This is a genomic window from Synechococcus sp. BSA11S, assembly GCF_014224355.1.
GTDB lineage: Bacteria > Cyanobacteriota > Cyanobacteriia > PCC-6307 > Cyanobiaceae > Regnicoccus_A.
Window position 1 is genome coordinate 1 of sequence record NZ_VNWP01000032.1, and the last position, 11,151, is coordinate 11,151.

The 11,151-nt window shown below is 63.2% G+C and carries 8 protein-coding genes; 5 read left to right on the forward strand and 3 right to left on the reverse strand.

What is annotated here, in order from left to right:
- The first annotated feature begins 310 nt into the window (after nt 1-310).
- Nucleotides 311-1,930, forward strand: a complete 1,620-nt coding sequence (locus tag FPZ61_RS14855) for a photosystem II high light acclimation radical SAM protein (RefSeq protein ID WP_185467403.1) — start codon at nt 311-313, stop codon at nt 1,928-1,930.
- A 19-nt stretch (nt 1,931-1,949) separates the two neighbouring features.
- On the opposite strand, the gene FPZ61_RS14860 is transcribed toward FPZ61_RS14855, so the two are convergent.
- Nucleotides 1,950-2,780, reverse strand: a complete 831-nt coding sequence (locus FPZ61_RS14860) for a CPBP family intramembrane glutamic endopeptidase (RefSeq protein ID WP_185467404.1) — start codon at nt 2,778-2,780, stop codon at nt 1,950-1,952.
- A complete protein-coding gene (clpS, locus tag FPZ61_RS14865; RefSeq protein WP_185467405.1) occupies nt 2,781-3,110 on the reverse strand; it encodes an ATP-dependent Clp protease adapter ClpS in 330 nt (109 codons plus the stop codon).
- A 77-nt stretch (nt 3,111-3,187) separates the two neighbouring features.
- Between clpS and FPZ61_RS14870 the strand changes: the two genes are divergently transcribed.
- Nucleotides 3,188-5,374 carry a peptidase domain-containing ABC transporter gene (locus tag FPZ61_RS14870; RefSeq protein ID WP_185467406.1) on the forward strand — a complete coding sequence of 729 codons (2,187 nt, stop codon included), beginning with the start codon at nt 3,188-3,190 and terminating at the stop codon, nt 5,372-5,374.
- Nucleotides 5,355-6,578: an HlyD family secretion protein gene (locus tag FPZ61_RS14875; RefSeq protein WP_185467407.1), complete on the forward strand. Its 1,224-nt coding sequence runs from the start codon at nt 5,355-5,357 to the stop codon at nt 6,576-6,578. Before FPZ61_RS14870 ends, FPZ61_RS14875 begins: the two co-directional genes overlap by 20 nt.
- 61 nt (nt 6,579-6,639) lie before the next feature.
- Here the strand turns inward: FPZ61_RS14875 and FPZ61_RS14880 are convergent, their stop codons facing one another.
- Nucleotides 6,640-6,795 carry a hypothetical protein gene (locus FPZ61_RS14880; protein ID WP_185467408.1) on the reverse strand — a complete coding sequence of 52 codons (156 nt, stop codon included), beginning with the start codon at nt 6,793-6,795 and terminating at the stop codon, nt 6,640-6,642.
- A gap of 245 nt (nt 6,796-7,040) precedes the next feature.
- On the opposite strand from FPZ61_RS14880, the gene FPZ61_RS14885 reads away from it, so the two are divergent.
- A complete protein-coding gene (locus tag FPZ61_RS14885) occupies nt 7,041-9,653 on the forward strand; it encodes a glycosyltransferase family 2 protein (protein WP_185467409.1) in 2,613 nt (870 codons plus the stop codon).
- A gap of 257 nt (nt 9,654-9,910) precedes the next feature.
- Complete coding sequence (locus FPZ61_RS14890; protein WP_185467410.1) at nt 9,911-10,846, forward strand: DUF6492 family protein; 936 nt, start codon at nt 9,911-9,913, stop codon at nt 10,844-10,846.
- The last annotated feature ends 305 nt before the right edge of the window (nt 10,847-11,151 follow it).

Below are 11,151 nucleotides of genomic sequence, written 5' to 3' on the forward strand. Positions count from 1 at the left end.
CGGTTGTTGGTGGAGGTGACCCACTCGCAGAACTGGCTCCAGGCAGACGCGCCCTGGCGCTGCTGAAGGGTGGTGGTCATGAGAGCGAGGTAAGAGGCCCCCGGAGGGGTCGGTTAGGTAGGACGAAATGCCGGAGCGGGAAACCCGTTCGGTGGGCCCGAAAGCCCTTCGCCTGACACAATGTAACAGACCATTGCAGGATGTGTGAACCGCTTAAGGTTTGCTTCCGCTGGAGGGCGGGCGCAGGATCTGTTGGAGGCGCTGCCCCGGGTGCACGCTTGTTAGCGTCCGAGCTGGCCTGTGAGATCCGATGGCGCGGCCGCTTCAGCAGTTGGACTCGAACCCGCCGGCGAAGCCCTCCCCCGATGAGCGGGTGCTGCTGATCCGCCTGCCCTGCAATCCAATTTTCCCGATCGGGCCGGTGTACCTGGCCGATCACCTGCACAAGCGTTTTCCCGGGCTTCCCCAGCGCATCCTCGATCTGGCGGCCTTGCCCCTGCTCGATGTGGAGCGGGTGCTGCTGCGCACGATCGAAGCCTTCCGCCCCACCCTGCTGGTGTTCTCCTGGCGCGACATCCAGATCTATGCCCCGGTGGATGGCCGCGGCGGCAACCCCCTGCAGAACTCCTTCGAGGTGTTCTATTCCTCCAATCCGTTGCATCGACTGCGTGGGGCCTTCGGCGGCCTGCGCCTGATGGGGGCCTTCTATGGCGAGCTCTGGCGCAATCTGCGCCTGGTGCGCCGCGGTCTGCGCCGGGCCCGGCGCTTCCATCCCGAGGCCCGGGTGGTGATCGGCGGCGGGGCGGTGAGCGTGTTCTATGAGCAGCTGGGCAAGAGCCTGCCAGCGGGCACCGTGGTGTCGGTGGGGGAGGGGGAGCCGCTGCTGGAGAAGCTGATCAGTGGGCGCTCCCTGGCTTCCGAGCGCTGCTACGTGGTGGGGGAGCCGCCGCGGCAGGGACTGATCCATGAGCAGCCCGAGGGGGTGATCAAGACCGCCTGCGACTACACCTACATCGCCTCGATCTGGCCCCAGCTCGACTGGTATCTCGATGGCGGCGACTTCTACGTGGGCGTGCAGACCAAACGCGGCTGTCCGCACAACTGCTGCTACTGCGTGTACACCGTGGTGGAAGGCAAAGCGGTGCGGGTGAATCCGGTGGAGGAGGTGGTGGCGGAAATGCGCCAGCTCTACGACCGCGGCGTGCGCGGGTTCTGGTTCACCGATGCCCAGTTCATTCCGGCCCGCCGCTACATCGAAGACGCCAAGCAGCTGCTGCGGGCGATCCTGGCGGCGGGCATGAACGACATCCGCTGGGCGGCCTACATCCGCGCCGACAACCTCGACGCCGAGCTGGCCGAACTGATGGTGGAAACGGGCATGGACTACTTCGAGATCGGCATCACCTCCGGCAGCCAGGAGCTCGTGCGCAAGATGCGCATGGGCTACAACCTGCGCACCGTGCTCGAGAACTGCCGTCTGCTGGCCCGGGCTGGCTTCCGCGAGCACGTGTCGGTGAACTACTCCTTCAACGTGATCGACGAGCGCCCCGAAACGATCCGTCAGACCGTGGCCTATCACCGCGAACTGGAGCGCATCTTCGGGGCCGACAAGGTGGAGCCGGCCATCTTCTTCATCGGCCTTCAGCCCCACACCCATCTCGAGCAATACGGCTTCGAGCAGGGGCTGCTCGAGCCCGGCTACAACCCGATGAGCATGATGCCCTGGACGGCCCGCAAGCTGCTCTGGAACCCCGAGCCGATGGGCAGCGTGTTCGGCCGGATCTGCCTGGAGGCCTTCGAAACCAACCCGGGCGATTTCGGCCGCACCGTGATGGCCCTGCTCGAGCGCGACTACGGCATGGCTCCGTTGGAGGAGGCGCTGCATGCGCCGGTGGAGGGCCGCAAGGCCCTGGCCACAGCGGTGCGCTGAGCAGCGCGCTCAGCCCTCTTCACCAGAAGCGCCGCCGCACCCAGAGCAGGCCCGCCAGAGCGGCCCAGCCCAGCAGGCCACCGATCGGGTTGGGATCGGCTCCGCCGGGCCCGGCCAGCCAGAGGGGCACGCCGGGGTTGATCTCCAGTGGCCCGGACAGCAGGGAGAACCAGCCCCCCACCAGGCCGCCATGCAGCCCCACGGCGCCCCAGAGGCAGCCGCCATCGGCCCGCCGCTGCAGCCCCAGGGCCAGACCAAGCAGCAGCAGGCCCACCAGCAAGCCCGCCATCGGCCCGAGGCCGAGGTTGAAGCGGGTGTGGGCCAGGCTGAACACCGCCGCCTGGGCGATCAGGGCCTTCTGATCCGCTCGCGGCCCCCAGCCCAGGCGCTGGTTCAGCTCGCCCCAGAGCCAGCCCCGGAACACCAGCTCTTCGGCGAAGCCGACCCCGAGGATCAAGAGCACGGCATTGAGAATCTCCACCGGCGTGATCAGTCCACCGCTCCAGCGGGCCTGGCCGCTGATCAGCAGCACCCCCACCACCACCAGCAGCAGCAGCAGCGCTTTGATCAGGCCACGCAGCAGGGAGCGCAGGCCCACGCCCCAGCCCATGGCCACCCCAAGGGCGTGCCAGGGCCGGCGCTCCCTCCACACGGTGTTCAGGCGCAGCGGCAGGGTGATCAGCAGCAGGGCAAAGGACAGAACCGTGCCCAGCAGGGCGACCTGATCGGGTCGCCAACCGCTGAGCAGGCCGGCAGCCGCAAAGGGTTGCACCGTCAGCCAGCCGAGGCCGTAGAGCAGCGGCAGATAGAGCAGGGTGCTGATCCAGCCCAGCCAGGCGCGCCTTGGCACTCAGCTCTCCGGTTCGATCGTGCTGGAGAGGCCCTTGGCCTTGAGGGTTTCGCTGTAGAACTCGGCCGGCTCCAGATCACAGACGATCACCAGACCCACGCCGGTGTTGTGGGCCTCGAGCATCACGGCGATGGCGTCCTGCTCACTCAGGGAGGGCACCACCTGGCGCAGGGTGGTGACCACATACTCCATCGAGTTGACGGGGTCGTTGTGCAGCAGCACCTTGTAGCGGGGCGAGGGCTTGCGCACCCGCTGCACCTCCTTCTCGATCACCGCGGCACCGCCGGGGCTGCGGGTCGGGGTCTCCGTGGCACGGATGGTGTCGCTCATGGCTGGGAGTCTGACGCGGTTGTTGCGGTGTCTGGCTGAGGCAGCCTCTAGCATCCCAACTCTGAAGCCGAGCGCGGATGCGTCGTTACGCTTTCGTCGAGCAGCACAGCGAAGAGGATTGCGGCGCGGCCTGTGTGGCCATGATCGCCCGCCACTACGGCAAGAAGGTGTCGATCCCGCTGGTGCGGCACCTGGTGGGCACGGGCCACCAGGGCACCACGCTGCTGGGCCTGCGGCGGGGCGCCGACGAACTGGGCTTCAACTGCCGGGCTCTGCGCACGGACGTGGATGAGACGTTCTTCCGCGACGTGCACCAGATCGAGCTGCCGGCGATCCTCCACTGGGAGTGCAACCACTGGGTGGTGCTCTACGCGGTGCAGCGCCGACACGTGGTGATTGCAGACCCTGGCAAGGGGGTGCAGCGCCTGCGCCACCGGGACTTCCTCGAGGCCTGGGGCGATGGGGTGCTGCTCACCCTCTCGCCGGACATGGCTCGGCTGCGCCAGCAGCCGGACGACAGAAGCAAGATCCACTTCGTGGGGCGGATGCTGCGCCTGGCGCGACCCTACGGCGGGCTGGTGATGCGGGCGATGGCGCTCAACATGGCCATCGGCCTGATCGGGCTCGGCATCCCGCTGCTGATGCAGGTGCTCACCGACGACATCCTCGTGCGCCGCGATGCCCAGCTGCTGGGGGTGCTGGGCATCGGCATGGTGGCCATCTATGCCTTCCGCACGCTGATAAATTTCCTGCAGGGCAAGATCTCCACCTATTTCTTCGAGCGGCTGGAGCTGGGGCTGCTGCTCGAATACGGCCACAAGCTGCTGCGGATGCCGATGAAGTATTTCGACACCCACCGCAGCGGCGACATCCTCAGCCGCATCAACGACATGGAGCGGGTGAACGGCATGTTCAACGCCCTGCTGGTGGATCTGCCCTCGGATTTCTTTGTGGCGGTGATCTCCCTGGTGGTGATGGTCATCTACTCCACCCCGCTCACCCTGGTGTCGCTGGGAGCCTATGTGCTGATCGTGGGCGTGCAGATGGCCTTCCTGCCCCCCATGTATGCGATCGCGGGCAAGCAGATCCGTAAGAACGCCGACAATCAGGCGCTGCTGGTGGAATTCTTCCGCGGCGCCCAGCTGCTCAAATCCACCAATGCCGGCCAGCAGGCGTGGGATGAATACCAGGCCAACTTCGGTGAGCTGGGAAACCTCAGCTGGCGTGAGGGTCAGGTGAGGTTGCTCAGTGATGGGTCGATCGCCATGCTCTCCAGTTTCCTGCATATCGGTCTGCTGGTGTATGGCAGCACGTTTGTGCTGGCGGGCAGTCTTTCCATCGGTCAGCTGCTGGCGTTCACAGGCCTGGGCATGAATGTGCTCACCTTCTTCCGTGAAGCCTCCCGCTTCCTGGTGCAGGTGCTGGCCGACCGATCGATCTTCAAGCGCCTCAGTGATGTGCTCGAGGCCAAGCCGGAGGAGGAGGATGTGCAGAAGAAAAGCTGGATCGAGCTGGATGGTCGCCAGCCGATCGAGCTGCGCAAGCTCAGTTATGCACACCCCGGCCGCCGCAACGCCCTCAACAACCTCAATGCCCGGATCCCCGGCGGACAGGTGACGGCCCTGGTGGGGGGCTCCGGCAGCGGCAAGAGCACGCTGGCCAAACTGATCGGCGGCATGTACCCACCGGTGAACGGCACGATCCGCTATGGGGTTGCCTTCCAGGGGGACATCGCCCTGGACTGCCTGCGGGAGCAGGTGTGCCTGGTGACGCAGGACTCGCACTTGTTCAACCGTTCGATTCTGGAGAACTTCCGTTTCACCCATCCGGAGGCGAGTTACGAGGAGATCGTGAAGGCCTGCAAGCTGGCCATGGCCGACGACTTCATCGTGGATCTGCCGAATGGCTACAAAACCAACCTCGGTGAATTCGGCTCCAACCTCTCCGGAGGGCAGAAGCAGCGGCTGGCGATCGCCCGTGCCCTGATCAGCAATCCGCCCTATCTGATCCTGGATGAATCCACCAGTGCCCTCGATCCGGTGCTGGAGGGCAAGGTGCTCGAGAATGTGCTCAAGCAGCGGCGCGGCCGAACCACGGTGCTGATCAGCCACCGGCCCAGTGTGATCGCCTGCTGTGACTGGCTGCTCTACCTTGAAAACGGCAATCTGCTCTACAAGGGGCCGATCTCCGACGCGGACCGGGCCAAGGTTCCTGCCCTCGACCGTTTCCTGCCACCCTCTCTGCATGCCGCAGCCTCCCACTGAATCCCGCCGCGATCAGGTGCCGCTGGTGCGCCGACCCGGCGCCGAGGTGGCAGCCTTCGTGCCCGCCAGGGATGTGCCAGCCGAACTGCTGCCGAAGCTCGACCTGGAGGACTATGTCCCTTCGGTGAGGCCCTGGCTGCGGATCGGCACCACGGCTGTGGTGGCCAGCGTGGCGCTCGGGGTGGGCTTCATGGTGGTGTGCCCCTACCGAGTTGTGGTGCGCGCCCAGGGGTCTGTGCGGCCCGCGGGTGAGCAGGTGCTGGTGAATGCCCCGTTCGAGGGGAGGGTGGTGTCGATCGACGTGAGCACCAACGAGAGCATCGAGGCGGGCCAGCCGATGGTGACCCTCGATCGCAGCCGCCTGCGCGGCGAGGTGTTTCAGTACGACCAGAGCCAGTCGGCGCTGGCCCGGCAGGTGAAGGCGCAGCTGGCCCAGGCGGAGGCGGAGGCGGCCAAGGCGAAGCTGGAGGTGGAGAAAGCCGAGTCGGCTCTGAGATTTGCCCAGTCAGAATTCGACCGCTACGAGGGACTGGCGCAGGAGGGTGCGGCCTCGATGAGCCTGTACGAGGGGAAACTGGCCAATCTGAACCAGGCAAGGGCCACCCTGGAGCAGGCTGTGGAGAACCTCTCCGACGTGCGTTCGCAGGCCCAGAACCGAGAGGCGGAGCTGGAGAAGGAGATCGCCGCGATCGTGTCCACCTCGGCGGAGGCGCGGCGCAACCTGGGCAAGACCACGGTGCGGGCACCGGTGTCGGGGATCGTGTTCCGTCTGCAGGTGAGCAACGCCATGCAGACGATCGCCGCCGGCCAGGAGCTGGCGATGATCACGCCGTCCAATGCGGAGCGCCTGGTGAAGGTGAACGTGCGCAGCGAGGACGTGGAAACCGTGCGGCCGGGGCAGCAGGCTGACCTGCGGATTGCGGGCTGCCCCTACCCGGATTTCGGCACTTTGAGGGCGGAGGTGGTGGCGGTTTCTCCCGATGCCCTGCCCATGGGGGGCGGAACGCTGGGCACAGAGGGCACGGCGGTGGGCTCAAGCCAGCTCTACGAGGTGACGCTCAAGCCGGAGCAGACCTTCCTCACCAGTCAGTCACGGCGTTGTGAGGTGAAGATCGGCATGCCGTTGCAGGCGGACATCGTGACCCGGGAGGAGACGCTGATGCGCTTCGTGCTGCGCAAGACGCGGATCTTCGTGGGCCAATAGCCAATAAAAAAGGCGGGTTGGCCCCGCCTCTATTATTAAAAAAAATAGAGATGTAAAGAAATCACAGGGTGCTGGGATTCCCTTGGGATGCGGGGTCAGTGAACTTTGTGTACTGGCCGTAATTGCTGCCGTCGTAGGCAGTGCTCGCATTTGCTGGCTTTTTGCCACCCGCAAGCAGCTCGGCGTCGTCGTCGTTGAGTTGGGTGAAATGACCCATGGATTAGGACCTCCAGATAAAAAGGTTTTCCATGCAATTCTACACGTCTGGATGCTCAAAGTCAACTTCGTCTGAGTTCTCTCCCGATTTCCTGTCAGGGTCTTGCCACATGGGTAGGGGTTTCTTGTGCGCGATCCGCATTTTGTAGCTCAGGATACAGCTTGCAAAGTCCGCTGCTTGACTGGCTTTTCACTGGCGTGGTATCAACCACAACTTGCATCGCCGGCCAGCAGCGCTGTGAAGCCATGACTGAGCTGGTTCCGCAGCTGCCCACCGTCTCCCTCTGCACGATCACCCACAACCGGCGGCATCTGCTGCCGCTGCTGATGGAGTGCGTGATCGCGCAGGACTATCCGGCCGAGCGGCTGGAATGGGTCGTGGTTGATGACTCGACGCACGGCGATCCGCCCGATTTCTCTCGCGTGCGGGAGGCCGGCATTTCGGTGGTGGATGTAGCGCTCGATACACGACTGCCGATCGGTGCCAAGCGCAATCTCTGCCACGAGCGCAGCAGCGGCGAGGTGCTGGTGCTGTTCGACGACGACGACTACTACCCCCGCTGCCGCGTCCGCGAAGCTGTGGAAGCCCTCGCCGACGACGTGGCGGTGGTGGGCTGCAGCCGCCTGCCGCTGCTGCTGCTGCCGGAGGGCAGCCGCTGGCTCACGCCCTTCTACGGGCCCACCCGGGCCACGGCCAACACGCTGGCCTACCGGCGCAGCTACGTGGAGGCCGGGCATCACTTTGACCCGGATGCCGAGAAGGCAGAGGAGGCGTCGTTTCTGGAGGAGTTCACCACGCCGCTGCGTCAGCTCGACCCCTTCCGCACGCTCACCTGCATCGGCCACGGCTCCAACACGGTGGACAAGCGGCTGTGGATCGCGCGCAATGGCCAGCAACTGTTCGAGTCGCTGCCCCAGGACGCAGCGGGTTTCCCACCGGCGCACTACCTGCGGCGTTACCGCCAGGCCCTCGGCCTGCCGGATGCCACGCCCGCCGCCACCGCCCAGGTCGAAGACCATGACCCTGCCCCGCAGCGGGCCTGGCGCGTGGCGGTGGTCACGCCTTACCACAACGAGCCGGTGGAGGTGCTGCGCCGCTGCCATGAGTCGGTGCTTGCCCAGACGGTGCCCTGCACCCATGTGCTGGTGGCCGATGGGCCGGGCCACGCCGAGGTGGCCGGCTGGGACTGCCGCCACATCGTGCTGGGGGTGGGCCATGCCGACAACGGCAACACCCCCCGCAGCCTCGGCGGGCTGGCGGCGATGAACGAGGGCTTCGATGCCATCGCCTTTCTCGATGCCGACAACTGGTTCGCCCCCGAGCACCTGGAGCGGGCCATCGCCACCCAGCAGCAGGGCGACTGGGAGGTGGTGTTCAGCGGGCGGCACATCGTGTTTCCCGACGGCCGCCGGCTCACCTGCCTGCCGGAGGAGGAGCGCACCCGCCGCCATGTCGACACCAGCTGCATCGTGCTGTTCGCGCCCGCCTTCAGCACCCTGGCCCTGTGGGCGCAGATGCCGCGGCTGTTCGCGCCGCAGTGCGACCGGGTGGCCTTTGCGCAGCTGATGGCGAGCCACCGCTGCGGCTGGAGCGAGGCGGCTACGGTGTTTTTCGAGAGCTGGTATGCGGGCCATTTCCTGGCGGCCGGCCTACTGCCCCCCTCCAACGCCAAGTTCCCGCATCGGCATCCGGAGGCGGCGTGGGACGAGGCCGCCACAGCGTTCCGGCAGCGCTGCCCCACACCGGTGTATGTGGGCAGGGAGGGGATCGGCCCGGAGAAGCCGCGGATCAACCTGGTGTCGATCCTGGGGCCGGCGCGCTCCGGCGGCACCCTGCTGCAGAGCCAGCTCTGCCGATACCTGAGCTTCTTCGGCATTCCGGAGAACCACTTCCTGTTCCAGTTCATCGCCTGCTTCGGGCCTGATCCGGTGCTGCGGCGCGATGGCGCCGAGCTGCGGCTAGCCCTGGCGGAGCACCGGCCACAGCATCCGCTGGTGAAGGCGAACGACCTGGAGCCAAGGGGCCTGGATCAGGCGATCAAAACCGATCGCTCCTATACGCTGCTGGAGGCCTGGTTCCGGGCGGTGCAAGCCCTCACCCCGAAGGAGGCGATGGCTTTCTCGCGGGCCTATGGCGCTGTGAACGTGCTGGAGCGCTCCTGCACGCTGCCGCTGGTGGCGGATGTGCTGTTTCGCTCACTGCCCCAGCACCAGGCGGTGCTGATGGTGCGGGATCCATTGGAGCAGATCGCCGCCACGCGGCGGATGATGGCCCACTATCCGGAGGCCTGGCGCCTGGCGGATGGCTCGCTGTCCAACTTGTGTGATATCTATCTGCAGTCGCTGGCGATTCCCCTGGCGGCCGCGCCGGTGGGCCAGCTGAAGCTGGTGAGCTTCAGCCGTCTGGTGCAGTGCCGGGCCGAGGTGCTGGAGGAGGTGAGCGGCTTCCTGGGTCTGGCGCCGAATCCCTTTCTGGCGCTCGAGCCGATGGATCTGCCGGAGAAGCATGTGTTCAACATGGCGCAGCCGGAGGCCTGGCGGGAGCGGGTGGAGGAGTTGCCGGGACAGTTGCTGCATGAGGAGCCATGGAAGCTTGGCTGTTTTGAGTGCAAACAACAATCGGTTGAAGGGGATGGGGAGGAACTGCTCAACGGGAGTGAACGACAGGCGCTCGATTGGCTGTTCGCTCCGGTGCGGCAGGCGATTGCCTGCATGGATGAGCAAGACTCTCCCGAGCCGCAGGATTTCCTCGAGTCCGCTCAGTCGGAGAGCAACCTGCACCACCTGGTGGATCTGGCGCGACAGGTGGCCGAGGGTCTAGCACGGCACGGCAGTCGACATGAGGTCGGGACGGTATGAGCCATGGGTCTTCAGTAAGTCACCCAGCGCTACCGTTCCCCGTGAGAGGAAGACGCGGAGGGATCTTATGGCTAAGCGCCACGGAGCACCTCAGGAGTCACTTCCTAATCTAGAGCTTGTCTTAGGGATGATACAGTAAGCTTGATCCACTCACGCCCAGAGTTAACAATGGCTGAGCACATATATTCCACAGAAGCAAGTGCCCATCTCGGGCCCGAGCTCATGATGACCCATTTACAACAATCGCCAAACCAGAGATGAGCAATAAGATCTCTCTTGTTGTCGTTGTCTACGACAAGGAAGTTTTAGAATTGCTTTTTTTGCTTCAGTCCATCAATATGCTTTTTAAACTGGAGGGCTTGCACAAGATCTACATAGCAATACAAGGGGACTTTGAGCTTCGTAAGGAAATCCAGAAGTCCGTCGATATGGCATTAACCGAACTGTCTCCATTTATAATATATCTCAGTCAATCAGCCCTTCTTGGGGCCGGAATCAAAGGGCGAGGCTGGTACCTCCAGCAAGTTCTTAAGCTCAAGGCCGCATCACTAGCCGAAAGTGATTATTCACTCACCCTGGATTGCAAAAATCATTTCGTAAACTATAGCTCTGCAGCGGATTTCTTGAATAATGGTAAGCCCATTTATGCCGTCAGGTCTGAAAGATCAAAGCTTAAGAACATTGACAGCATCCTTGGAAAAGCATTTATCAATGCACACCGTGTATATCAGCTGGACTATAGTCAATACATCGATGAGTCGCTTGGGGCGGTAACTCCTTTTGTTCTTGGCAGTAGGGAGGTAACCCAGATGATGCATGATCTTGAAAAGCGGTATCACAAAAACTTTCCCGAACTGTTCATCAATGATCTGAACACTGCTGAGTTTTATTTGTACGCGGCATATCTGCGCAGCCACCAAGACTTTGATGCATCAATACTCATTAGATCAGAAGAGATTTCCTCTGTGGTATGGGAGTCAAGTGTTGACGACTTCAATTCTATCAAGGCGGCTAGGGAGCGTGTACTGAAAGGGAAGCAGAAAATCTTTGGAATACACAAACGAGCGTACGGAAAGATCTCAAATAGTGTCATGAATGATATTTGTGAGATATGGAGTCATAGGGGTCTAGATCCTAATCAGTTTGGCTACAAGGAGAATGTACTACGCGCGCACCCTGCAGTAAGATCATAGATAACCGTGATGCGCCAATCCCCATGCAGCATTAGATGGCAAACTCACAAATCCTTGTGTTATGTGATACTCTTAAGTATGGTAGCTCAACTTTCTTTGGCGGATCCCTCAGGTATCCATGCAAATAAGTAGAACTCTAAACTATCGCTAGTGTAACGTCCCGGAAATAATAGCTAGATGTGTTTTCTCACCAGGTCATTCAGCGATCAGCAGTCGCTGGAGGGACTGCTGAGGCGTGAGGCCACCGAGAGCCATGTGGCACCTGTTGCCGTTATAGATCCCCAGATAGCGACGTAGCCAGCGGT